The organism is Biomaibacter sp. TOL (genome assembly GCF_059717795.1).
Window position 1 is genome coordinate 840,612 of sequence record NZ_AP046092.1, and the last position, 22,441, is coordinate 863,052.

26 protein-coding genes and 2 pseudogenes are annotated in these 22,441 nt (G+C 44.4%); all 28 read right to left on the reverse strand.

The window, feature by feature from the left end:
- Positions 1 to 4 precede the first annotated feature (4 nt).
- Entirely contained in the window at positions 5 to 349 is a 345-nt protein-coding gene (locus tag AC6I1H_RS04175; protein ID WP_003516028.1) for a hypothetical protein, read from the reverse strand.
- Positions 346 to 777, reverse strand: a complete 432-nt coding sequence (locus AC6I1H_RS04180) for an HK97 gp10 family phage protein (RefSeq protein WP_497739734.1) — start codon at positions 775 to 777, stop codon at positions 346 to 348. Before AC6I1H_RS04180 ends, AC6I1H_RS04175 begins: the two co-directional genes overlap by 4 nt.
- 17 nt (positions 778 to 794) lie before the next feature.
- On the reverse strand, positions 795 to 1,130 hold the full coding sequence (locus AC6I1H_RS04185; protein WP_497739735.1) for a head-tail adaptor protein: 336 nt from the start codon (positions 1,128 to 1,130) through the stop codon (positions 795 to 797).
- Between the two features lie 2 nt (positions 1,131 to 1,132).
- Positions 1,133 to 1,441, reverse strand: coding sequence for a head-tail connector protein (locus AC6I1H_RS04190; protein ID WP_497739736.1), 309 nt, complete (start codon positions 1,439 to 1,441; stop codon positions 1,133 to 1,135).
- Between the two features lie 20 nt (positions 1,442 to 1,461).
- Positions 1,462 to 2,664, reverse strand: a pseudogene (locus AC6I1H_RS04195) (phage major capsid protein).
- A gap of 13 nt (positions 2,665 to 2,677) precedes the next feature.
- On the reverse strand, positions 2,678 to 3,403 hold the full coding sequence (locus AC6I1H_RS04200; RefSeq protein WP_213997491.1) for a head maturation protease, ClpP-related: 726 nt from the start codon (positions 3,401 to 3,403) through the stop codon (positions 2,678 to 2,680).
- On the reverse strand, positions 3,342 to 4,664 hold the full coding sequence (locus tag AC6I1H_RS04205; protein ID WP_497739737.1) for a phage portal protein: 1,323 nt from the start codon (positions 4,662 to 4,664) through the stop codon (positions 3,342 to 3,344). Before AC6I1H_RS04205 ends, AC6I1H_RS04200 begins: the two co-directional genes overlap by 62 nt.
- Positions 4,661 to 6,313: a terminase large subunit gene (locus AC6I1H_RS04210; RefSeq protein WP_014256685.1), complete on the reverse strand. Its 1,653-nt coding sequence runs from the start codon at positions 6,311 to 6,313 to the stop codon at positions 4,661 to 4,663. Before AC6I1H_RS04210 ends, AC6I1H_RS04205 begins: the two co-directional genes overlap by 4 nt.
- A 54-nt stretch (positions 6,314 to 6,367) precedes the next feature.
- On the reverse strand, positions 6,368 to 6,562 hold the full coding sequence (locus AC6I1H_RS04215) for a DUF5049 domain-containing protein (RefSeq protein ID WP_028992635.1): 195 nt from the start codon (positions 6,560 to 6,562) through the stop codon (positions 6,368 to 6,370).
- Between the two features lie 3 nt (positions 6,563 to 6,565).
- Positions 6,566 to 7,033: a gamma-glutamylcyclotransferase family protein gene (locus AC6I1H_RS04220; RefSeq protein WP_004400073.1), complete on the reverse strand. Its 468-nt coding sequence runs from the start codon at positions 7,031 to 7,033 to the stop codon at positions 6,566 to 6,568.
- A 61-nt stretch (positions 7,034 to 7,094) separates the two neighbouring features.
- On the reverse strand, positions 7,095 to 7,994 hold the full coding sequence (locus AC6I1H_RS04225) for an amidoligase family protein (protein ID WP_497739738.1): 900 nt from the start codon (positions 7,992 to 7,994) through the stop codon (positions 7,095 to 7,097).
- Between the two features lie 141 nt (positions 7,995 to 8,135).
- On the reverse strand, positions 8,136 to 8,366 hold the full coding sequence (locus tag AC6I1H_RS04230; RefSeq protein WP_004400071.1) for a DUF4314 domain-containing protein: 231 nt from the start codon (positions 8,364 to 8,366) through the stop codon (positions 8,136 to 8,138).
- Complete coding sequence (locus AC6I1H_RS04235; protein WP_125475701.1) at positions 8,363 to 8,698, reverse strand: DUF6329 domain-containing protein; 336 nt, start codon at positions 8,696 to 8,698, stop codon at positions 8,363 to 8,365. Before AC6I1H_RS04235 ends, AC6I1H_RS04230 begins: the two co-directional genes overlap by 4 nt.
- Positions 8,691 to 9,383 carry a virulence factor gene (locus tag AC6I1H_RS04240; RefSeq protein WP_497739739.1) on the reverse strand — a complete coding sequence of 231 codons (693 nt, stop codon included), beginning with the start codon at positions 9,381 to 9,383 and terminating at the stop codon, positions 8,691 to 8,693. Before AC6I1H_RS04240 ends, AC6I1H_RS04235 begins: the two co-directional genes overlap by 8 nt.
- A gap of 116 nt (positions 9,384 to 9,499) precedes the next feature.
- Entirely contained in the window at positions 9,500 to 10,753 is a 1,254-nt protein-coding gene (locus tag AC6I1H_RS04245) for a site-specific DNA-methyltransferase (protein WP_497739740.1), read from the reverse strand.
- 5 nt (positions 10,754 to 10,758) lie between these two features.
- A complete protein-coding gene (locus AC6I1H_RS04250) occupies positions 10,759 to 12,057 on the reverse strand; it encodes a site-specific DNA-methyltransferase (RefSeq protein WP_497739741.1) in 1,299 nt (432 codons plus the stop codon).
- Between the two features lie 156 nt (positions 12,058 to 12,213).
- Positions 12,214 to 12,765, reverse strand: coding sequence for a P27 family phage terminase small subunit (locus AC6I1H_RS04255; protein ID WP_003515999.1), 552 nt, complete (start codon positions 12,763 to 12,765; stop codon positions 12,214 to 12,216).
- A gap of 223 nt (positions 12,766 to 12,988) precedes the next feature.
- Positions 12,989 to 13,348 carry an HNH endonuclease gene (locus tag AC6I1H_RS04260; protein WP_497739742.1) on the reverse strand — a complete coding sequence of 120 codons (360 nt, stop codon included), beginning with the start codon at positions 13,346 to 13,348 and terminating at the stop codon, positions 12,989 to 12,991.
- 133 nt (positions 13,349 to 13,481) lie between these two features.
- The gene (locus AC6I1H_RS04265; RefSeq protein WP_497739743.1) at positions 13,482 to 13,712 is read right to left on the reverse strand and encodes a hypothetical protein; all 231 of its coding nucleotides are present in this window, start codon (positions 13,710 to 13,712) and stop codon (positions 13,482 to 13,484) included.
- Between the two features lie 145 nt (positions 13,713 to 13,857).
- On the reverse strand, positions 13,858 to 14,856 hold the full coding sequence (locus AC6I1H_RS04270) for a type II TA system antitoxin MqsA family protein (RefSeq protein ID WP_497739744.1): 999 nt from the start codon (positions 14,854 to 14,856) through the stop codon (positions 13,858 to 13,860).
- A 39-nt stretch (positions 14,857 to 14,895) separates the two neighbouring features.
- Positions 14,896 to 15,306 (reverse strand): hypothetical protein, encoded by a 411-nt coding sequence (locus AC6I1H_RS04275; protein WP_034844757.1) that lies wholly within the window; start codon positions 15,304 to 15,306, stop codon positions 14,896 to 14,898.
- A 238-nt stretch (positions 15,307 to 15,544) separates the two neighbouring features.
- The gene (locus AC6I1H_RS04280; protein WP_497739745.1) at positions 15,545 to 16,000 is read right to left on the reverse strand and encodes a hypothetical protein; all 456 of its coding nucleotides are present in this window, start codon (positions 15,998 to 16,000) and stop codon (positions 15,545 to 15,547) included.
- A gap of 106 nt (positions 16,001 to 16,106) precedes the next feature.
- Positions 16,107 to 16,394: pseudogene (locus AC6I1H_RS04285) on the reverse strand (VRR-NUC domain-containing protein).
- A 300-nt stretch (positions 16,395 to 16,694) separates the two neighbouring features.
- On the reverse strand, positions 16,695 to 17,594 hold the full coding sequence (locus AC6I1H_RS04290) for a hypothetical protein (RefSeq protein WP_497739746.1): 900 nt from the start codon (positions 17,592 to 17,594) through the stop codon (positions 16,695 to 16,697).
- A gap of 21 nt (positions 17,595 to 17,615) precedes the next feature.
- Positions 17,616 to 19,250 carry a phage NrS-1 polymerase family protein gene (locus AC6I1H_RS04295; RefSeq protein WP_497739747.1) on the reverse strand — a complete coding sequence of 545 codons (1,635 nt, stop codon included), beginning with the start codon at positions 19,248 to 19,250 and terminating at the stop codon, positions 17,616 to 17,618.
- On the reverse strand, positions 19,247 to 19,672 hold the full coding sequence (locus AC6I1H_RS04300; RefSeq protein WP_497739748.1) for a DUF7768 domain-containing protein: 426 nt from the start codon (positions 19,670 to 19,672) through the stop codon (positions 19,247 to 19,249). The genes AC6I1H_RS04295 and AC6I1H_RS04300 overlap by 4 nt, the downstream gene beginning before the upstream one ends.
- Positions 19,673 to 19,687: 15 nt before the next feature.
- Positions 19,688 to 20,509: a phage antirepressor gene (locus tag AC6I1H_RS04305; protein WP_497739749.1), complete on the reverse strand. Its 822-nt coding sequence runs from the start codon at positions 20,507 to 20,509 to the stop codon at positions 19,688 to 19,690.
- A 4-nt stretch (positions 20,510 to 20,513) separates the two neighbouring features.
- Entirely contained in the window at positions 20,514 to 22,436 is a 1,923-nt protein-coding gene (locus AC6I1H_RS04310) for a bifunctional 3'-5' exonuclease/DNA polymerase (protein ID WP_497739750.1), read from the reverse strand.
- Positions 22,437 to 22,441 lie beyond the last annotated feature (5 nt).

Sequence of the window (22,441 nt, forward strand, 5' to 3'; positions counted from 1 at the left end):
TTTTTCATTCCTCCTTTACTTCATACTCTTTTGCCACATCAATGGCATAGTGGTGATAGCCGGTATCGTCCTCATGGCCTATATACCGCCTGTCGGTAATGGTAAAGCCTGCTTGGAGCAATGTGTTCACTATTTCGTTTTTACGGGCAGTGTAGTTTCCCTTTATAAATAAAGACAACCTTACCTCCTGGGTTTCTACCTGAGGCCGGTTGTCTGCAAAAACTTCAAATGTATCTGTCATCGGAGTAATGACAAGGTACTCATCTGGCGGTACACCGCTAAATACCCCGGTTTCAATGGGGATACCCAAACCATCCAATAACGAGTTTAATTCTGACAATATGCTCATATACGACCCAGCTCCTGTTCCAGTCTTGACTTCATTACTTCGATGCAGGACTTCCTTGTAGCTGATTTTGCCGGTTTCAAAAAGGGCCTTGGAGGCTGCCCGGACTTGCCGTACTCAATAATATTAGCAATCTTCGCATTGCTTACCCCATCCTTCCTTGGTTCAGTAAAGCCGATTTTTATGTTGTGGTTTCCATCCCTGTCCTGTTTGGCAGGAGAGAGTCCCAAAGCATTTACCAATTCACCGGTTGCTCTGGACGGATATTTAGTGCCGCTCCCGATAACTGACTGAAGATTGGACTTCACTTTTGAAAGAACCACTTCCCCGCCTGCTTCCAGCACCTTGGGTATAATTTCATCTGTCCTTTCTCCAAGTCTGGAAAGCCTGAGCAAGAACTCTTCCGGCATCTTAACTTCCACCTTAGCCACGTTGCAGCCACCTCCTCTTATGCTTTGCTTGATTTCACTTTTTCCGCAAGCACCTCAATATACATTCCGCGTCCCTTCACATCCTCTACACTGATAATGTTGTACCTGCCATCGCTGCAAACGAGTACAAGATCTGTAGTAATTTCAAGGTTAGGGATCCTACGGAAGCGGAACAGGGCAGACGCCTGCGAAAACGTCGCCCTGTTTGCCCATTTTTCACTGCCATGCTTGTCTTCTTTGTATGCCCTTACAGAGGCAAGGATGACATCACCTTTTTCAGCAAAACCCTCACTGTCCTTAACCGGCTTGGTTGAGATAATATCCACAAAAGTTCTCATTTTCCCAAAGCCCATATTTACACCTTCCAATCCCGGTCAAGCCGCAACAAAAGGTTAACTGTATTCCATACCTGCTGTCCTGCCTGCACACTATCCCCAAAAAAGCCAGCCGTCGAGCCATCCCTGCTTTCGTAGAAATGGCTCGACAGCATAATGACAGCCTGCTCAGTAGTAGGCGGCATTGGGTTTTCGGCATAATATCTTTCCGGCTTTTTCTGATAACTTTCTGCATAGGCCACTGCGGCTTTGATATACTCTTGTAAAAGTGCATCATCTTCGTTGTGTTGCAATATGAGGTTTGCTTTAACCTTCTCCAAAAGTTCCATGCCGCAGCCCTCCGTTTTCATTAAGCTGATTTCTGCTGCAGTATCTTGACTGCTTCTGCCAGCACCAGCTTGCCATCTACACGTTGGGTTGCCATGAATCCTACCTGTCCGGTAGCAGCATACAGCTCATTGAGCCGCTTAAAAACCCTGCCCTGGCGGTCTGCCACCCACTAATAAGAAAAATCGCCGAATACAATCGTTTTTGCTCCAGCGGCAATGGCAGGCATGAATGCAGACGTCTTAACTGGACGATTGAGGATAGTGTCCGGTGTTCCAGCAGTTACAGAAGGCTGCCAGAGATACTGACCGTTGTTGTCTTTAAGTTTCCTTATAGCTTTAATTGTCGAATCGTTCATAATGAATACAGCGTTCCTGCGATACGGAGACTTTAGGCTGTAGAACAAGTCCATGATCTCGTCAAGGATAATGGCTGTCGCGCTTGCCGCGGTTACTCCTATTTCGCCACCGCCGTTATCTGCCAAAATACCGGTTGGCTTGCCAGAGCCGTCGCCGATAAAGAATGCTTCCTCCTCTTTTGCTCCGATTCGGCGGGCGAACTCTTTGGCGATATACTGCTCAAGGTTGAATACGCTGTCGTTTAACAGTTCCTCGGACACCTTGATCATAGTAGCCAGCTTATATGCGCCGATGGATACCTGTGCAAAGGAGTCATCGCTTTCGGGAATCTGGCCTTCCTCGTCCACCCAGGACGCGGTACCCTTGCTTGCCACTACCGGGATTTTCTTGTCGCCGCTGGAAGTTATAATGACATTGGCAATCTGCCTGAAAATATTCTCCTCCTCCAGCGCTTCCACAAGAGTACGCTCAAAGTCGTCGGGGACAAGATATCCACCTTCGGTGTCCTCTCCGATCTGCAGCGCGTTATGCACGTCATATTTGCGCCTGCCGCGCATCATGTTCCAGAAAGACTGCCTGTACTCATCGCTGGCACGTCCGGTTTTTTCATTGTTGCCAGATATGGAAGTGGGTTTGTCTGTAATAGGAATATTCAACGGTTTAGACAGTTCCAAATCTATGGCAGCCTGACGCTCGAGACGTTCTATTTCTTTGCCCAGCGCAATAACATCGGCTTCCATTTTTTCATAAGTTGCGGTATCCTCCGGTGAAAGCAGTCCGTCGTTCCCGCGTTTGCTGTCGAGGAAAGCCTTAGCAGCTTCCCATACTTTCGCGCGTTTTTCACGCAGTTCCAGTATTTTGCTCATAATCAAATCCTCCTTATGGTTTTAATAAAAAAAGCCGCTTTTCAAGCGACTCAATCGGGGTTCCTTTTGGTTTTTCTTTTGGTTTAAGCTTTTGCAGGATGGAATTTGTCACTGCCTGCCTGCTGAAGATCATTCCTCCTGATACTTCAAATTCGGATGGGAATGATTCATCCTCCATAAACAGGATGCCATCGGCAAAGCCAAGTTCCACCGCTTTTCTTGCGTTAAACCAGCTTTCCGCATCCATAAGGTGCGATATTTTTGCCCGGGAAAGTCCGGTTTTCAGCTCATAAGCGTTGATAATGGATTCCTTTATTTCCTCCAGCATTGCGATAGCTTTTTCCATTTCCTCTGTATCGCCGATGGCTATTGTCATTGGGTTGTGAATCATCATCATGCTGACAGGTGACATAAAGACGTCGCCTCCGGCCATGGCTATGACCGAAGCGGCGCTGGCCGCAATACCGTCAATCTTTACGGTTACTTTGCCTTTGTAATCCATCAGCATGTTGTAAATTTGATTGGCTGCAAATATATCGCCGCCCGGGCTGTTGATCCAGATCGTTATATCACCTTCTCCGGATAACAGCTCTGATTTGAACTGTTTTGGAGTTACTTCGTCTCCAAGCCAGCTTTCTTCGGCTATTGGCCCGTCAATATATAATGTCCGGCTGCCATCATCGTTTTGTATCCAGTTCCAGAAGCGGCGAACCGGTTTTGGTTTTTGTAATTTGTTCATCTTTTGATCCCTCCGTTTCAGCATTGGTTTTGCCTGCAAATGCACCTGCATCAGCAAGCCTGGTCATATTACCGTTGACAAGATACAGATCACCACCCAACTCCGCTGGGATCCGATTCATGTCCTCAAGCTCGCGGATATCGTTAGCAGACATCCAGCCGTTCTGGCGAGCTACAGCATAGCCGTTCATGCGGCTTGCATAATCCCCGCGCAAAAGACCGTCTACATTAAACTTGACGAAGTATTTCCGCTTCTCCGATGGTAAAAGCAGCGCTTTTTGGAGAGCCTGTTCCCAGCGCACCACCCATGGGTCAAGCGTGTATTTGACAAATTCCAGAGACTGCTGTTCGATGTTTGAAAAGCTTGACCTTTCAAGATCTCCTACCATATGGGGAGGTACTCGGAATATCCGGGCAATTTCGTTTATCTGGAACTTTCTTGTCTCCAAAAACTGTGCCTGTTCGGGTGGAATGCCGATTGGCTGAAACTTCATACCCTCTTCCAGAACTGCAATGCGGTGAGCATTGGCACTTCCTTGATAAACAGCGTTCCAGCTTTCACGCACCTTTGCCGGATCCTTTAATACGCCGGGATGTTCCAGAACACCACCCGGATTCGCACCGTTGGCAAAAAAGGATGCACCATACTCTTCACAGGCAATAGCCATGCCTATGGCGTTCTTGGCCATAGCAATAGGGGAGTATCCGATCAGTCCGTCAAAACCGAGTCCGGGGATGTGAAGCACCTCGTCACTTCGCAGGTATATAAGGCCTGCCTTCGGATTTACCCTGCTTTCATCACTGTCGCGTCGGTAAGTGTAAAACAGCTCTCCATTTGGAGCCCTGTCTACCGTCATTTTGTTTGGCAAAAGGGGATAAAGTGCCAGCACTCGTCCGGAACCGTCCCTGATAATCTGGGCATAAGCATTTCCCCATAAAAGAAGATGACTCATCAGTGTTTCCCGGAACACGAATGAAGTCATCTCAGGGTTTGGTTCGTCATGGAGCAGGTAATACAGCGGATGGGTCAACGCTTTTTCTTTGCCACCGTCTTCCTTGTACCGGTATACATGAAGCGGAAGCCCGGCGATGGCTTCTGCAAGTATCCTTACACAGGCATACACTGCCGTTGTCTGCATGGCCGTCCGCTCATTGACAGTCTTTCCGCTGGATGTACCACCGAAGAAAAAGCTGTATGCATTACCGAACAGACTGTTTTTCGGCTTATCCCTTGCTTTGAACAAACGGGAAAATACACTCATATGATCAACAGCCCCCTTTCATCATAAATTGATCCGTTGCGTTCATCCCCGTCATGCCTTAATGCGCGGTCAAGCGCCATAATTAACGCTACCGCACCATCTATTCTCTCGGTGGATTTTTCTTTATCCGGCTTAATGTTTCCGGCGGGGTCGGTTTTGACATAGATATTGTCCATCATCCACCGCAGTACTGGATTACCACCATGGGCGATGCGTTCTTCCAATGTCAGCTTCATCAACTCTTTTGTAGGCGGCGACATATCCTTGAAACCCTGACCGAATGGAACAACCGTAAACCCCAAAGCCTCGAGGTTTTGCGTCATCTGAATTGCGCCCCAGCGGTCAAAGGCTATTTCCTTAATGTTATATTTCATTCCGAGTTCCTCAATAAAGGTTTCGATAAAGCCATAATGCACGACGTTACCCTCAGTGGTATATAAAAAGCCTTGCCTCTCCCAGACATCATAAGGCACATGATCTCTCCGCACACGCTGATCAATATTCTCCTCCGGTATCCAGAAAAAAGGTAGAATCTGATATTTATCAGATTCATCAAGCGGTGGAAACACCAGCACAAAGGCGGTAATATCGGTAGTAGATGACAGGTCAAGTCCTCCGTAACAGGTTCTGCCGCGCAATTTTTCTGCATCAACAGGAAACGCACACTTATCCCATTTATCCATTGGCATCCAGCGCACCGATTGTTTCACCCACTGATTTAAGCGGAGCTGACGGAATAAATTTTCCTCTGCAGGATTTTGCTTGGCATTTTCACAAGCCACCCTCAATTTTTCGATGTCGACTGTAATGCCCAGTGACGGGTTAACCTTTCTCCATACCTTTTCACTTGTCCAGTCATCGGTATCGGCTGCGCTGTAGATAACAGGGTAGAAAGTCGGATCTATCTTACGCCCTTGAAGAATATCCTCAGCCTTTTGATGTACTTCCCAGCAGATGGAATTGCGGTCTGTGCCAGCAGTTGTGATCAGGAAAAACAGCGGTTGTTTTCTTGCATCGCCAGATCCGTGAAGCATTACATCATAAAGATCCCTGTTTGGCTGAGCATGAAGTTCGTCAAATACCACACCATGGACGTTTAGCCCATGTTTCGTATATGCCTCCGCTGAAAGCACCTGATAAAAACTGCCTAACGGTTTATAAACCAGCCGCTTCTGTGACAGCATTGGTTTAATTCGAGATTTTAATGCCGGACACTGTTCCACCATATCTACTGCAACATCGAAAACAATGGATGCCTGCTGACGATCAGACGCACATCCATAAACCTCGCCACCATGCTCGAAATCACCACAGGTAAGATATAAAGCAATTGCCGCTGCAAGTTCGCTCTTACCCTGCTTTTTTGGAATTTCTATATAGGCAGTGTTAAACTGCCTGTATCCGTTAGGTTTCAAGATTCCGAATATATCCCGGACAATCTGTTCCTGCCAGTCAATTAATTCAAAAGGCATTCCATACCATTCACCCTTGGTATGCTTCAGGCAGTTTATAAAAGTAACAGCGGCATCCGCCGCTTCCTTGTCATATCGAGAACCTTCCGCCATAAACTTGGTTGGTTTATATCGTTTTAACTTCCGCAGCTTTGCCGCCTCCTTTCCTAAAATTGAGCAAGAAAAAAGGAACCTCATGGATGAAGTTCCTCTCCTTAGTGGATTTCTATGAAACTTGTTACGTTATAAACGTTATCGTTTGCCTGTCAGGATAAACTCGGCATATTCTTTCTTGTGTTCATTAAGAAATACTACTAATTCATAAAACCCCATTTTATATGCCTCTTCCTGTACTCTTGGCAAGTCAAACATATTACAGGCACCGCTGTCCCGCATGGCCATAATCTGCCGATAAATCTTATCAGTTATCAGATTCTCGTTACCCATGTCCTACACCTCTGACTTCTCTGCCGCTGAAATTGAATCTCTTACCGCTTTATTGAGAAATGAAATATCAAAACCCGCATCTATATAGCCCTGCCGAATCACCTCGTAATAGTAACGACCCGGTGCTCCCAAAGGTCTACCTTCATTCATGATATACACCATTGCGGGTACCCACTGCCCTTTGAAACGTACCTTAACCGTTTCTTTCCGGTATAGATGCGGATAACCTTCATATCTGTCCAGCGCCTTCTCATCATTAGGCATGATTCTCCAAAGCAGTACTGGTACTCTTTCACCTTTTTGTTTTTCTATTGTCGCTACTGCGCCGCCATTCCCTCCTCTGAATAACAGCCGGTATCCTGTGAGTTTTGCACTCCCCAGCACTTTTGCCGTTGGGCAGCGGTATGCCATCTGCCTTAAGTTCAGATTGCTTCCGTATGCTAAATATATGGTTCCTTTTTCTTTGCTCATCGTATCATCCTCCTTGTATTTACCAAGGCAGAGGCGGAGATCCACCCCTGCGCTTGTCTATCTATGCTGCCCGAAACCGCCATGCTGCGTTACCATCAAGGTGTTTGCAAAGATGCTCCCGGCAGTTTTTGAACTCATCACCAATAAGTCCAATGCGGTTGAGATATGTCCGCATGGCAAACTTCTCATTTTCAACCTGTGGCTTCTTGCTGGAAGCGCATTTTTGGGTTAATGCCTGATGGTTTAACGCAAGGGCAAGCACTATGTAGCTTCTAATTTTTCCCGCATGAAGTTCGCTGTTAAAGCCTCGAAGCTCAATTGTTCCATTGCCGTTAAAAAAGCTGTGCAGGTTGAGAAAATGGTACCTGCTATTGTGATAATGGGTGCTTCGGCTTTCGCTGTAACCCTCGTACCAGATGCTCTCAATCGCAGCCATGGTTTTGGGCTTACGCCTGTTCATCTTTTCAACCAGAGTCTCATCCATCTTCTTGCAAAACCGCATCCTATCCGGCTCAATCTGCAGTGCCTTATAGAAAAGGTCGTTCTTGCTGGCGATAATGTTGATAAAATTACGGATGCTTCGCGGCGTGTGGTTTGCCCCGTCTATATGGATATGGATTCCGCAGCTTGTGTTTGCAAAACCTCCCGCCTTGCGGAGCCTCCTTATCAATTCCTGCAGGGTTTCAATGTCCTCGCGGTATGTCAGTATCGGACTTACCAGCTCGACACTGTATTCCCGGCCTGCCGCTGCAATCCGGCCGCTTTCCTTTTTCTGAGTCCGGATGCTCCCGTCGCTCATGAATTTCCATATCCGTCCATCCGGTGCAATAACCTTTTGGGTATCGTAATAATCTCCGCTGGATTCAATCCTTCCTCCAAGAAAAGCTGATGCAGTTTTTGCCGCCTGTTTTCTTGTAATCCCCGTCAATTCTACCTCGATTCCAAATCTCGTTGTAAGCATTGCGCTTTCTCCTCGCTTTCTCTGTGTTTTTTGCCCTTTGGCAGTGTACATTAGGCCATTGAAAACACAGGATAGCAAGGCAATTCTGCATGAGTTTCCGCTGGATTTTGGACGATTTTCCGCATCTTAATTTGTGTACATTTACAGCTTTCTGATCATATCTACACCATAAGCTACACCCAAAGAAGAACCGCAGTCCCAGTCAATATGAACAGTTCCGATATCATCCACATAAGAGACTGTTCCTTGGTCTCCCGGTTTCAGCTTAGAATACGGATCATCCATGTAGATAAGCTCAACGCGTGTTCCCGGCGGATACTGCTCTTTAAGGCGAAGGACTGTTTCTTTTGAAGGAAAGCCTCTTGCACTCATAGCTCGTCCTCCTCTCCAGGATAATATGCGGCATACTTTGGGTAATCTCTACCATCCGGCATTACCAACACTCCATCAGACCGTCCCCGCTGCTTAACCAGCAGGCAACGCCACACTCCATTCTCATTAACATGACAAAGCCCTTTATTTTCCTCAATGAAAATGCGATCAACACATAGGTCGGCAACGAAGTTATCATAATCAATCTTTGATAGCTCGATAGTTTTTACAACTACAAATCGTTTCCTCGTCTCATACCGATGCGGCACTTTTAAATCCTCTATTCTAAACGGATGCTTGACAAAGAAGGCGGTGCTATGAAAATCATTCATTTTCGTCCACCGCCTTTGCTCTGCCTTTCCGATACGCCCCGTTACCGGACAGCCTTGAAAGTAACACCTTGCGTTCAGTTTTGAAGTTATCACCTATAAACCCCAACCTAAGCAGGAAACAGCGAAAAGCATATTTTTCATTATCTGTTGGTTTTTCTTTTCGTAGTACTCGCTTCTGTAATTTTGCCTGTTCTGCCATCTGCTTTGCCAGCGTTATATAGGTCTGCACTTCATCAGCATTTAAAGTCGCGTTCCAGAAAGGGAAGGAAATATCATCATTTTCAGCTAAGACTGCAAGTTCCCCCTCAATCAACATTGCCTTCTTTATCAATGTCTCTTTGCTGGCCAGCATATTATTTAGGTTTTCAAGGCTAATCGCGCTAAAGCCCTCCAACGAAAGAGTAATTGTCATGGTCCCCTCTGCTGAAAAGCCCTCCACATTCAACGTGTCAATAACTGAACGGATGGTTTTTATTTCATTGAGACTAATTTTCGGTGAGTGAACCACACTGTCCCTGTCAATCGTCCAACTGCCAGCAGATTTTTCGTCTTTAATCTCATACAAAAACTCCGGTGCTCCGGCATAGCGCACCTGGCCTTCAAGGGCTTCAGCTATGACCGAGGCAATGGCTTTTCTCTCCTGACCGACAACCTTCTGTGAAAAGCGAAAGCTGTTATTGCTCATGCCATACACCTCCCCTCAAATAAGCTAAAACATTTTTGATTCCCATAAAAAATCCCACCTTTCCTTTTTGGTGGAGTACATTAACGCTCTGTTTTGAGGGGAAAGCAAGGACATTTTTAATCAATCTGTGTTTCCGCGTAAGGTATTTTTTCACTACCTGTTACCAAGAATACTGAATCTGCGCCAAATTGTGAAACATAGCGCTTTACAATCACATCGCAGTATTTCGAGTCAAGCTCCATCATAAAACAAACCCGCCCGGTCTGCTGTGCCGCAATCATTGTCGTACCAGAACCACCGAACAGGTCAAGAGTTAAATCTCCAATATGGGAACTATTGAGCATTGCCTTTGCTACAAGCGATACCGGCTTCATGGTAGGGTGCTCCTCCGATACTTTAGGACGGGGTATCTCCCAAACATCTGACTGTTTACGGTCTTTAAGCGGGCAAAGGCGTGTTCCTTCAAGCCAACCATACCAGATCGGCTCGTACTGGGTATGATAGTCCTTTCTTGACAGTACCAAGCTGTCTTTTTTCCATATAATTGTGCTCGACCAGTGATACCCTGCCTCCCGCATGACGTTCATCAAACTGCCCCATTCCTGAGCACTCATTACCACATAGGTCATGCATCCGGCTTCAGAAACCTCTTTCATGCATTTAAAAGCGCGCAATAAAAAAGCACCGAATTCTTCGGTGCTCATATTGTCATTTAGAATTTGTCTTGGCTTCCAGCTTGGATGCCTGGTATCTGAACCGTAATCAACATTCCAGGGTGGGTCGGTGAAAACAAATCTCGCCTTTTGTCCGTTCATCAGCTTTTGCACATCTGAAAGCATGGTGCTATCACCGCACATCAGACGGTGGCTGCCAAGTACCCATATGTCGCCCTTTTTGGTAACCGGAGTTTTAATCTCTGCAATTGCCTTTTCTGTATCGAAATTATCTTCTTTGACATTAGCGGTTGTTTTATCACGGAACAACTCATCAATTTCCGAAGCATCAAACCCGGTAAGAGAAACGTCAAAACCATCTTCATTTAAATCCATAAGCAGATCGGTCAAAAGCGGAATATCAAACTCGCCACTGATTTTATTCAGTGCAACATTGAGCGCCTTTTCCCGCTGTTCATCCAAATCAACTACAACACAGTCGATCTCCTTATACCCCAAAGCTGTCAATACCTTATATCGCTGATGACCACCGACAATATTCCCGGTGCGTTTATTCCATATAACCGGCTCTACATATCCAAACTCTTCAATAGACCGACGTAATTTTTCATATTCAGGGTCACCAGGCTTTAAATCTTTCCGCGGATTATATTTAGATGGTTTTAGTTTTTCTGTTGGTATTTTCAGTATATCCATAAATCTTAACCCTCCAGTTTGATGGCTTTTTCACCGGTGAATTCCTCCCAGCGCTTAACAGCTAAATCACAGTAAACAGGGGATAACTCCATTGCGTAGCATTTACGCTCGGTCTGTTCAGCCGCAATTATAGTAGTTCCGCTACCAGAGAACGGCTCAAGCACAATACCGCCTTTGTCGCTGTGCATTTTGATGCACCGCCATGGAAGCTCCACAGGGAACATTGCAGGATGCTCCTTGTTTGCCCGTACAGTGGTCATCTCCCATATCCCAGCATAGCCCCATTTCTTGCGTTCTTCCTTTGTAAGCCGTTTCACAAATTTATAACTGTGTCCCGCAAAGGCTGAAAGCCATACATATTCCTGATCGTTATATTCCTCAACTTCTCCTTTATTGCTGAAGGCTGAAATATACTCATACTGCTGAACCGGCTTGTTTGAAACAAGATGATAAGGTCCTACACCGAAATTTTGCCCTTGTTTTTTCCAAATGCGGATCCAGATAGGGCGGTAACCGTTGTCCAAGAACATATTCACGCTGTAAACACTGGTGGGTTCAATAAACTGAGAGCCGGTGGCATAGAGATCACCTAAGTTCCAGCAGACAATATCTGCATACCTGCACAGGTTTCTAATCACTGGGCGTACTGTCTCGAACCATGGTTCAATCCCGGCCTTTTCATATTCTTTGCCTACCCCATATGGAGGGGAAGTCACTGCCATCTGTGCGTGACACCCTTCCATCAACTTCTCAAAATCCTCATCCTTAGTAGAGTCGCCGCACATCAAGCGATGATTCCCGAGAAGCCAGATATCGCCCCGCTTCGTTACCGGCTCGCACTGCACAATTTCCTCATGCGCTTTATCTATGTCAAAGCTGTCCTGCACCGCTTCCTTGGCATACCATCGGTTGAGCAGTTCGTCTATTTCAGAAGCGTCAAATCCTGTGAGCGAAACATCAAATGCACCTGCGTCAAGCTCGGCCATCAGTTCAGCCAGTTTATTCTCGTCCCACTCTCCCTGAATCTTATTAAGAGCAAGATTAAGCGCTTTTTCTCTCTGCAGGTCTAGATCTACAACGACGCAATCTATCTCAGTCTGTCCCAAGTCCAGCAAAACCTTTAAGCGTTGATGCCCGCCTACCACTTTACCTGTTTTTTGGTTCCAGATAACAGGCTCCACATAGCCAAATTCCTCTATTGACCGTTTTAGCTTTTCATATTCCTTATCGCCGGGTTTTAAATCCTTGCGCGGGTTGTATGCTGCTGGATTAAGTTTTTCAACAGATATTTTTTGTATGTTCATGCTGCATTCTCCTGTTCAATATTTTCTTAAGACCCTTTTTTGCGCCCTCACAATCTCCGTTTATTACTTGTCCCCGCAGAGTCTTAAACTGCTGCTTCGTTAAATGGTCTTTATATTTTCTTAGTTCCCTAAGAAAGATTGAATTTGTTTTATGCATCAGCCACCCCTCCTGGCTGTCAGGAGTTTTTCCATCACATCATCGTGGGGAGTGGCCCCCTTGTATTCGGTAGCACAGTTTTCCCGCACGACTTGATAAATTTGATACCACAGGTTATTGGCCTGTTTCATGAAGCTTTGACTCATAGCCACATAAGGTGACGGGATGGCATTGCCAGTTGTCGGATGTTTAGCAAGAAAGCCAAATTCAGTGATACATTCCTCGCACTGGATCCACCGCGCCACACTCTGGGCATATTGCTCTATAAGCTGCGCAGGGATAAGGTGAACACACCTGCGTTCCTTAAGCCACTGCCATGTTTTTTCGTATATTTCCACCGCCAGTGTTGTTTTTCCGTTCTTCTGCTTTGCAGCAAGATAATCCCTCGGTGGCGGCATGCTCTCTCCTTCCAGTTCCGCAGCATCCGTAAACTCCATTACCATGAGCTTTCGTCTGCCGGGATTTCCTTCCAAAATCTTATCCGCCAGAGGTTTTTTCTTCTGTCCTGCACCGATACGTGCCCCGCCGCGGTTGGTACCGTCCTTTGCCATACACATCACCTCGATTCCTGTAATTAATTGGGGCCCCCCGCAAAGCCGCAGGCTTTGCGGGGAGAGGAGGAGCAACGGAGCAGGCGAGCTTTTGACGCTGGCGTCAAAACGAGCAAAGCGCAGTTTGCGACGACGAGGGATATACCCCGTTTGAAACTGCGATTTTTCGCGCGTGACCCCCCGCCCGTTGCACAAAACTGCTTCACCAGAGATTTTGACCCCCCTACCGTCTTGCCCATCTCTCCCCTTCGCGGGCAGTGATCGATGAGTGACATTGTTTGCACAGACTCATAAGGTTATTGTCTGCATTGGTTCCGCCTTTGGATAAAGGGATAATATGATGTACCTCTTCGGCTGGTGTAAGCCTTCCGTACTTTTGGCACTCCTCGCAAAGCGGATGCTCTGAGATATATCTGTTCCTGATGCGTTTCCATCTCCGGTCATAGCGTTTTCTTGTTTGGGGATCTCGTTCGTATTTGTTGTAATAAGCATCCATTTGCCTTTGATGCATGTCACAGTACCTTCCGTCCGTCAGTTCAGGACAGCCAGGAAAGGAGCAAGGCCTTTTTGGTTTTCTTGGCATCTGGCCACCTCCTTTACGCGTATAAAAAAGCCCTCACAGGTTCATCCCATGAAGGCTTATCCATAACTTTTCACAATACCATTATATTTGGTTTTTTACTGAATTTCATCTCATAGAAATCTCATCTGGAATACTAAACAGAACATTTACTTTTTGCCCATGGCATCTTACCGTTATAATACTTATCTGAAATATATCTCTGCATATCGGGTGGTAAAGCTGCAAGCAAAAGATAAGCCTTTTTTCTATCTTCCTCTAACTCCTGGGTGCTTTTATAGAAGGAACATTTATCTTGCAAGCACTTGTGTACAGTCAGGATATTGCAGCCATTCCTTCCGTTACCGCCAAAACAATTATCGTACATCTTTCTTCACTCCCGTTTTATGTCATAAGAAAAAGCCCCGAAGGGCTTATGCGTTTTAAATGTCATTTTTTCACGATATCATTATATATGGGATATCTGTGTTTTTCATCTCATGAAAATCTCACCTTAAAGGAAGCTAAAAATATTAGTTTATTTGTTCAAAGATAGCTTTCGAATATACTTCTATATCCCCAGGAGTAAGCATGTTGAATTTTTCTTTCACAGCTACAAAATATTTCCCGATCAATTCTTTGGGTATTACACGATTAGAATGCGCATCCACTGGCAAACCGTCTCTAGTATGCCGCCATGGTTTCTCCAGATGCGTAAACTTCTCTAGCGTTTTTCCGCTATAACAGCAGAAGTTCTTAATAACGCTATCCAATATCGCTTTTTCAGCAGTTGTAAAAACTGATTCATCGAAAGCTTCAACACTCTCAATGGGGTCAAACCGATAAGATGAATACCTGTTATATATATCTCTGTAAACCGGTCCATGAACCCACGCCTCACAGTCTTCTTCAAAAAGAAACCGTCCTTCAAAAGCATAATAAAAACCCTGGACATAATATAGCGCCTTTTGTAAAGCTAAAGGAGTTATGTCCTCGCATTTATAAAGCAGATATTGGATAATTGAGTCCAGCTTTGAACCCGTTTTGTTTTCTTCCCCAAGCAGTTCCTGTACCTTCCGCTTACTTTTTTCATATGCCTGCAGAGATTTTAAATTGTCCTTATTTTTCTCCAGTAATTCTTTATAATACGCTGGATCATCATAAATCTTTTGAAGAATATCTGAATACTGTTTTGTAGGCATATCACCTTCACAATATCTCGAAAAAGTCATTTCTCCCCAACCTAAAAGCAATGATAGGGGACGTTTTCCAATATTGTATTTCTGAGGTATTTCTAATATCTTCTCCAGCGAAATAATGCCGTTTTTTTGACGGTACGTGTCATACAAAGCCCTTAGATTTTCGTCCTCTATATCCGCTACATAGACTTCGCTCCCACATTCCGTACAAACAGCCTTCTTTCCAGTATACTCATATTCTTCGCCTTTAAGTTTACCCTTAATTGTTGCTGTTTCTACCATGTATTCGACATCTCTTCTGCATTCCTCGCAAAATGTCTTATTCCTATTCATAAGGCGGCCTCCTTTCAAACTCTCAAACTTTCTGATTGATCATCGAAAAAGATAATCAATCGGCTTGTTTCGCTTATGAAACGATATAACAACCACTCGTTTTCCACTTTCACTATCAATTAGATTAAATTTCGTATATATATCAACTAACTCCTCGATGCCATCAAAGTTAAATAACGTAACCTGGGGACAAAATACATATAAAACCTCATGTTCAAATCCTACTTTCGTATTTTGCAATGAATGGCAAAAATCTTCTGTTTTTATTTTCAGTAAAATCTCCTTTTGCCTTCTGCTGTTTAGATTATATTCATTTATAAAATCTATGTTTTCTTGTCTATTCTCATTTTTTGATATAATGAATCTGCCCTCTCTAATACAGTCATGTATCATTGCCAAAATCTCATCAATCTGTTCCCAGGTATAATTCTGATTATAGTGCTGATTCATTGCATCACCTCTTTGGTGATACAATGATACTATATTATATGCCTTTTGTCAAGATTTATGCATCAATTAGTGCATTTTTATTTTATTGATTTTTATATTAAAATAAGTATACTAAAGATAACAGATCCTACGAGCTTATTTTAAGCGCAATACAGTAGGCCATTAAAAATACCCACTTAGGTAGTTCGTTCTATCTAAGTGGGTTTCCTATTTAACATGTTGCTAATGTTGTCTTAAACTACTTCCCGTATAAAAGCAGTGCCAGATGATTAAGTGCCTTGTCCTTCCTGCGGTACACCTGTGCTCTTTCAAGAAACAGCTTCTCTCCGATGTTTGCTACAGCTTCTGTCTTGCTCACATCATTAACAAAAAATTCTGTCAGTATAAACTGTTCTTCCTCCGACAGGGCTTCCCAAGCAGGCTTGAACCACTCCATATATTCTAATGCCCGTCTATAACGTTCTTTCAACACATCAATCTCGTCAAGACAAACAGCAAGGCGTTCTTCGCCGCTTTTGGGATTGTGTTTGCCCGGAACTCCGGTAATCTTTGCACTGTGAGGGCTTGTCATACGGGTTTCAACTTCATATATATCCTCATCACTGTGTTCAATAATGTACTGCATGCTGCTGTAATCTTTCAAAGCTTCAACAGCAGCTGCTTTTTTATCTAAATACTGCCATGCAATCAGCATATCGCACCTCCAAAAAATCAAGATAAAAAACCTTGATCTTTGAAGCAGTGTGCTTATTTGCGTTGCTTTGCAGTGCTTGTTTCCTTGTTCGTTATGTCTTCGTTCTTTATAGAAGGCCATGCTTTTCCAGAATAGCCTTCACCTCATCTACCGAATGGACAATCGCTGCCACCCCTCCGGCATTGAGGATTTTTTTGATGGTTGCTTCCTGCAGTTTTGTTGTCTTTCCCGATGGGGTTTTTACTTCAAAAGCTATAAACCGCCCATTTACACAGGCAATAATGTCTGGTATTCCCGCTGTCCCGTACATACCACCATGTTCCTTCTAACAGAAACACCCTGGTACTGTCTTTAAGTACCGCAGTACTTTAGTCACAATACTTTTTTCAGACATAACCGCTCATCCTCCAAAAATGTTACCTTTTTCCCTCTTATAACCTCGTAACATCCAAAAAAGGCATCTCATAAATCAGCTTCCCAAGCGCATTTGCGGATTTTGTTACCTTGTTACCTCTTTCTTGGGTAGGTGTATACACAAATATTTTTTATTTTTTTTATTTTTTATTTCAGAAAAGCAATGTTTCTCTCGCGCGTATATATAAAGTTGAGGTAACAAAGGTAACATCGGTAACAAGTGGCTATTCATCAGCGTTTCGGGTGTTACCTTTTTGTTACCTTGTTACCTTTTTCAATACTAAAGAGGCTCAATATCTGTGATTTCAAAGCCGCTCACATCGCATCGCTCTTTCAATATCGAAAAATCAAGAGCCCACGCTTTCTTTGTTTCATTCCCGAAACGCATCGTTTTATTGCTCTCCAGAAAAAAGTCACTTTGCCTCAACTGCTTCAGAAATTGGTTATACGGAAGACATTCCCCTGTGATTGCATAATCGCGTCTGTACTTGGTATAGCGGTCATATACATCGCAGAAACGTATCCCGATAACCTTGCCGCCTTTATCAAAAGTGTAATCCTGATTTGGAGCAAGTTTCATCCGGGCCATGATTTCCAGTGTCTGTTCTACAATAGTCTTGTTATTGCTGCCGCCATCCAGCAAGTACTCCTGCACACCGTTCCGAAGATATCGAATACATGCCCCTTTGTTAATGGGAAATACTTCAGCCCACGTTACATTAAGGAATTCACACAGTTTGTTTACTAGGCTCAATCCGGCATAGCAACAGGCAAGGTTATTGACGATACGGGATGGAAACTCATCAGATATCTCTGACTTTGCCTCCTCATACCAATTCTCTGCCTCTGCGGCCGATACTCTGAGTGCTATATCCAACAGGCTCCGGCCGAAGCTGCCAAGCAGATCAGCTTTTGCACACAACTTATAAAATGCTTGCTTATGGCTGGCCGGTTTTAAGTCCTTCTTACTGAAAAGCAATTCTATACTTCGTTCCCTAATAGCCGCTTCGTCCGGCGATTCCTCACCAGCTACAATGATGGGAGCCAACAGTTCATAAGTAACAGCGCTTTGATCCGCCCGGCCGCGGACACCTTCATGCCCGTCATATGCATCACGAAGATGGTTGTATAAGGCATTTAGCCTTAGCTTGTCTATCTTTGAAGGTTTGAACTCATCCATCAGCTGTGGTATCAGATTTGATCATGCAGATTCTTTCATCAATGTAAATGCGGTAACCTGTGTAGCCGCTCTAATTTTGCTGCATGAAAATACCGGCAGAATAATCCGCTCCAATGTATTACTCTTTCCGCTGCCCTGTTCTCCGACAAGCAATAAGTGCGGAAACTTAATGCCTGATTTTTTAAGATGCGGCTTAATAAAGCATCCGGCTACCCAGGCCATCACTGACACCGTTTTTATGGGTTCGTTATAGCTGAGGAGCCATTCACCAAGCATAATAAGCTGTTCCTTTGTCAATGGCTCAAAGGTTAGGATATCGGTTGTTATGCTTTTATACTTATCAAGCTGCACGATATCTTCAACAATGTTGCCTCCTGCTTCAATGGCACCATCCGTTGAAACATATACCATCCGCCCGCCATGCTCATAAATCCCAAGAGCCTTGACCCCTGTTTTCCTTACCCACTCCATTTCAGATATATAACCTTTCAGCAGTTCCAAATCTCCTTCTGAGCCAAAATAGCCTAAGGATATCGTCCGGCGGTTCAAGATATTTTTAAATTTTTGGATGTTATTGAAGTCGGTAGTCATAAATGTCTGGCGGTATATTTCATCACGAATTGTAATAAGATCAGCAGTCATCTGCGTTTCATCTTCTGATACAATCATCTCCACCGGTTGAATGATAAAGTTTGTTATAGGATACACACTTTCGCCTCTGGTGCGGTAATACCTGCCCTCATGTTCAAAGATAACCGAGTCGCTTTCGCGGCTGTATACGTTCTCTGTAACTTCAATGGCCTTATCCAGTGTCTCCTGCCCATATGTTGCTCCACTTGCATGATGTACCGTATCCCACTTTTCCCGGAATAACCCGGAATTTCTAAACAGCCTGTCCATCTGCTCTTTGTTTTTGCCTGACCAGAAAGCCAGCATACAGCAAAGAGCAAGGTCGGCTTCGGACTGGCTCGGATACCCTGCTTCCTGCCATTTTCCTTCCCATAGCAGATTAAATTCCTTATGGTTTTCGGCTGTCCGGGCTTTCTCCAGAATTTCTTCATCTGTAAGCGGCTCTAGCTTAACCGCCTTACTGTCTTTCTTGCTTTTTCCTCTCCGTTTTTTACTTTTGATATAATTCTCATGTATCCAGGCCAGTGCCCCGTTATCTTCAGTAATGTAATCAGGAGTCCCTGGCAGTCGCTCGCCAGTCATTGTGAAGTATCTGCTGTGGGCATACATTTCAACGCCGGTTTTAGTGTTTTTATTGCCCTTGGCAGGCATCTCCCCTTTATAGAAAATATGAAGCCCAGTTCCTGAAGGGCTGATTTCCGTATAGGACGGAAACCGCTCAAGGATATCCTTGGCGGTATCGCTTAATTCCCCAGTGTTTTTGTCGCGGCAGTGATCTATGTCTATCCCTACTAAACCTCCGCTTTTTGCGAATACAAAACCTAATCCGGTATAGAGATATTGTTCTTTTGCCGCAATCGCATCGTCAAGGGTCGACCAGTCGTTTGGGTTAGTGCTTGAGGCTTTTCTACCGGTTAAGGGATTGTAAGGGATTTTACTGTCTCTTCCGTCCTTTGTGTTTGGTTCCAGACGCCAGCAGATCCATTGCTTCCGGTTTGCTAATTCTTTAGGGAATGAGATGCTCACTTACACTGCACCTCCTCGCATCGTTCATTAAAATACCGAATCGGAATGCTGCGCTGCTTTGCCTTTTCAATCTCAATGGACATCCCGTTAGTGATTTTTCTGCCAAATACCCACACTTCTGAGCACTTTGACATCAGTACCATGCCAAAGAACAATCCCAGATTTCTCATTTGTTCATCATCGTCATCCATAAACTGCGGAAACAAGAGGTGCGGAGCAATAGGTATGCAATTCCTGCTCACTGCAAAGCGGCAGTACCCCTGAGCCTTACGGATATTACGTTCTATATCACCAGCATATGGGCTGCAGATAAATACCATCGGTCTGTAAGGCGCTTTCCTGGCCTCTCGCTCAATCCTAAGCAGTGCTTCATAAGGTGTGGAGTCGTAATATCCTTCCGCGTTAAACTTGCTGATACTCATGGTATTACCCCCTGCCTATGCGCTTTTTTGTTCACGTTCGATTACAGGCAATATACCTTTCTTGTTTTTAAGAAGGTCATAGATAAATAGCCTTCCTTTTTGTGTCCAATATGTGTGCATTACGCTTCTTTCTGCATCAATAGCGTGGGTCTTGGACTGCGTGTATCCTTGATCGGCGTACTCCTGATATAAAAGCCAGCAGTTTCCCATTTTGTACTGTACTCCAAGCTCATGAAGCAGCTTATTGAAAGCGCGGCCAGACATTCCGTAATCCTTGGCAATCTTGCTGATCGGCACAAGGCTTTTATTTTGCAATATAAGATCATAATAGCTCGCTTTGGGCTTCAACTCACTGATAATCTGTTTATTCTTTGCATTTTCTATTTCTAAAGATTTCCGCCTGTCGCGTTCTGCCTTTAGTTCAGAGAAAATCCTGATACCATACTCCGGATTAGAAATCATCTCTTCGATAACTTTATCTGTAGCATAAACTCCATATTTTCTGATCGTGGGCAGCACTTCATCAAAGACCCATTTCTCAAAGCGTTCAGCTGCAGGAAGTTTACTACGTATAATGAGACGATATAGATTTCCTTCTGTAATATAAGTCCGTTCAACATGCTGTTCAGACGAGACACCATATTGATTTGTAGTTAAGGTGACCCCGTCGTGTTTCACGACCCCGTCTGGTTTGCAATGGCGTTGTATCGCATCACGAGGATTACTATATCCAAGCATCCTCGCACAATCTGTTGCAGGAAAGTATTCCTTTCCATCAATAACGAGTACTTTAAGTTCTCCAAATTCTGTATTCTTAAAAACCTGTAAGTTATTCATAACATCAATCCTCCATTTCTTTCATTTCTCCAAAATTTCTTCCTACCGAAGCCTCTGCCACAATAGGTACATCAAATTCAGGGAAGGGTTGTGTTTCCATACACTCTTTTATAAAAGCAACTGCTTCGTCCACCTTGTCTTCCGGTAATTCAAAAACCAGCTCGTCATGTATCTGCAGTATAGGTTTCAGCCAGAGCCTTTCGGGAAGTCCACTGATGATGCGCCCACAGGCAAGCTTTAGAATATCTGCCGCTGTACCTTGAATAGGTGTATTTAATGCGCACCGCTCGGCAAAGGACTTCTTGCCCCAATCTGATGACCGAATTCCCAGCAGGTATCTTCGCCTGCCCAGCCATGTTTCTGTATAGCAGCTTACAGCAGCCCGCTTTTTAACCTTATCCTGCCATTTGGCAAGACCGGGGTATCCGGATTTCAAGTTTTGAATGATGGTCTCACATTCGGACAAAGTTGGGTTCAGCCCAGCTTTAAATTTAAGTGTTCTCTGTAAGCCAGTAGGAAACAGGCCATAGAACACACCGAAATTGCAGTTCTTTGCAATGGTTCTGCGCTCTTTATAATGTGGAGCATTTTTGTCTGCTGCCTTCTCAAAAGGAATGCGGTAAATAACAGAAGTGGTCTGAGCATGGATATCACCGCCAGTACGATAGGTTTCCAGCATACGTTTGTCCCTGCAATAAAATGCTCCGACGCGCAGTTCTATCTGCGACAAGTCAAGGGATAAAAGAACCTTTCCGGCTGGCGAAATGATAAATTTCCGTACGCCTATTGGGTCATTATCTTTCTGCGGGCAATTCTGCATATTCGGGTTTCTTGACGCAAATCTACCTGTCTCTGTCCCCAGTGGCATAAGGTCCGGATGAATCCTGCCGGTATCCTCATCAATAAATCGAAGATAACCGTCTATATAGGTGGATTTGAGTTTGCCCCATTTGCGGTACTCTTGCACCAGATCAAATAAGCGAGCAAGTTCAGGCCTGTTGGATTCACACCATTCTTTTAATAGGATCATGGTTTCATCATCGGCAGCTTCCTGATGTTTTGCGGTCGTTTTCATTACCGGAAGACCGAGATCCACAAAAAGATATTTTTTAAATGCTGAAGTTGAAGCATTTGCCCCAATCTCTACATTGCCGATAATTCCGGCAATCTCTTTTCTGATACTGACAATCTTTTCTGCGGCTTCCGCTTGTTTCTTCAGCATGGCTGACTTATCCACCAATATGCCGTTATACTTCATTATCCCGACATATACTGATGTAGGCGATTCTACCTCTTCCACAATAGTTCTGTGTTTGGGTAAAAATCTATCAAACCACTGATTGAAAACATGATACAAGCGAAGAGTATAATCACTGTCAGCACAAGCATAGCGGATGGTCTGCTCATCTTGGGGATTCAATTCATCGAAAAGGCGACCGTCAGTAACCGTTGAGAATTCTGTCATTTCCGCTTTACATAGTGCGGGTGCAAGCGTCTTAAGTCCGCTGTCAGCAAGACTTCTGAACTCCCACTTGCTCTTCAAGGTAAGCTGTGACGCTGCAATAGTGTCATAACAAGGCTTTTGAAGGACAATGCCTCTTGCGTAAAGAAACATAGACTCAAAAGCCAGATTATGAGCAACTTTTATTACATCTTTTGATTCGAATAGTAATTTCAGATAATCCCATATTGCCGCCTGGTTCTCTGCATTTCGCCCGCTACGATGTTTAAGTGGAACATATATAGCAGTCCCTTCTGATACTGAAAAACTGATCCCTGTAATATCTGCTTTATGAGCATCCAGAGCTGCACTTTTATCGTTCCTCCATTTATCGCGCGGCGAGGTTTCAAAATCGAAAGCAAATAAACCAGTGTTTTTCAGATACTCTTGTATTTCAGACAGCGTATAAACACATTTGTATCCCATGCGGT

Excerpts from the sequence above, each read along its gene's own strand:
- AC6I1H_RS04245 (WP_497739740.1), bottom strand. The coding sequence starts at position 10,753 with ATGGATATACTGAAAATACCAACAGAAAAACTAAAACCATCTAAATAT.
- AC6I1H_RS04290 (WP_497739746.1), bottom strand. The coding sequence starts at position 17,594 with ATGGATGAGTTCAAACCTTCAAAGATAGACAAGCTAAGGCTAAATGCC.
- AC6I1H_RS04230 (WP_004400071.1), bottom strand. The coding sequence starts at position 8,366 with ATGAGTGCAAGAGGCTTTCCTTCAAAAGAAACAGTCCTTCGCCTTAAA.
- AC6I1H_RS04310 (WP_497739750.1), bottom strand. The coding sequence starts at position 22,436 with ATGGGATACAAATGTGTTTATACGCTGTCTGAAATACAAGAGTATCTG.
- AC6I1H_RS04235 (WP_125475701.1), bottom strand. The coding sequence starts at position 8,698 with ATGAATGATTTTCATAGCACCGCCTTCTTTGTCAAGCATCCGTTTAGA.
- AC6I1H_RS04250 (WP_497739741.1), bottom strand. The coding sequence starts at position 12,057 with ATGAACATACAAAAAATATCTGTTGAAAAACTTAATCCAGCAGCATAC.
- AC6I1H_RS04210 (WP_014256685.1), bottom strand. The coding sequence starts at position 6,313 with ATGAGGTTCCTTTTTTCTTGCTCAATTTTAGGAAAGGAGGCGGCAAAG.
- AC6I1H_RS04300 (WP_497739748.1), bottom strand. The coding sequence starts at position 19,672 with ATGAGTATCAGCAAGTTTAACGCGGAAGGATATTACGACTCCACACCT.
- AC6I1H_RS04175 (WP_003516028.1), bottom strand. The coding sequence starts at position 349 with ATGAGCATATTGTCAGAATTAAACTCGTTATTGGATGGTTTGGGTATC.
- AC6I1H_RS04270 (WP_497739744.1), bottom strand. The coding sequence starts at position 14,856 with ATGAATAGGAATAAGACATTTTGCGAGGAATGCAGAAGAGATGTCGAA.
- AC6I1H_RS04185 (WP_497739735.1), bottom strand. The coding sequence starts at position 1,130 with ATGGGCTTTGGGAAAATGAGAACTTTTGTGGATATTATCTCAACCAAG.
- AC6I1H_RS04190 (WP_497739736.1), bottom strand. The coding sequence starts at position 1,441 with ATGGAACTTTTGGAGAAGGTTAAAGCAAACCTCATATTGCAACACAAC.
- AC6I1H_RS04255 (WP_003515999.1), bottom strand. The coding sequence starts at position 12,765 with ATGGCAAAGGACGGTACCAACCGCGGCGGGGCACGTATCGGTGCAGGA.
- AC6I1H_RS04225 (WP_497739738.1), bottom strand. The coding sequence starts at position 7,994 with ATGCTTACAACGAGATTTGGAATCGAGGTAGAATTGACGGGGATTACA.
- AC6I1H_RS04275 (WP_034844757.1), bottom strand. The coding sequence starts at position 15,306 with ATGAATCAGCACTATAATCAGAATTATACCTGGGAACAGATTGATGAG.
- AC6I1H_RS04200 (WP_213997491.1), bottom strand. The coding sequence starts at position 3,403 with ATGAACAAATTACAAAAACCAAAACCGGTTCGCCGCTTCTGGAACTGG.
- AC6I1H_RS04260 (WP_497739742.1), bottom strand. The coding sequence starts at position 13,348 with ATGCCAAGAAAACCAAAAAGGCCTTGCTCCTTTCCTGGCTGTCCTGAA.
- AC6I1H_RS04305 (WP_497739749.1), bottom strand. The coding sequence starts at position 20,509 with ATGAATAACTTACAGGTTTTTAAGAATACAGAATTTGGAGAACTTAAA.
- AC6I1H_RS04240 (WP_497739739.1), bottom strand. The coding sequence starts at position 9,383 with ATGAGCAATAACAGCTTTCGCTTTTCACAGAAGGTTGTCGGTCAGGAG.
- AC6I1H_RS04220 (WP_004400073.1), bottom strand. The coding sequence starts at position 7,033 with ATGAGCAAAGAAAAAGGAACCATATATTTAGCATACGGAAGCAATCTG.
- AC6I1H_RS04215 (WP_028992635.1), bottom strand. The coding sequence starts at position 6,562 with ATGGGTAACGAGAATCTGATAACTGATAAGATTTATCGGCAGATTATG.
- AC6I1H_RS04280 (WP_497739745.1), bottom strand. The coding sequence starts at position 16,000 with ATGCTGATTGCATGGCAGTATTTAGATAAAAAAGCAGCTGCTGTTGAA.
- AC6I1H_RS04205 (WP_497739737.1), bottom strand. The coding sequence starts at position 4,664 with ATGAGTGTATTTTCCCGTTTGTTCAAAGCAAGGGATAAGCCGAAAAAC.
- AC6I1H_RS04265 (WP_497739743.1), bottom strand. The coding sequence starts at position 13,712 with ATGTACGATAATTGTTTTGGCGGTAACGGAAGGAATGGCTGCAATATC.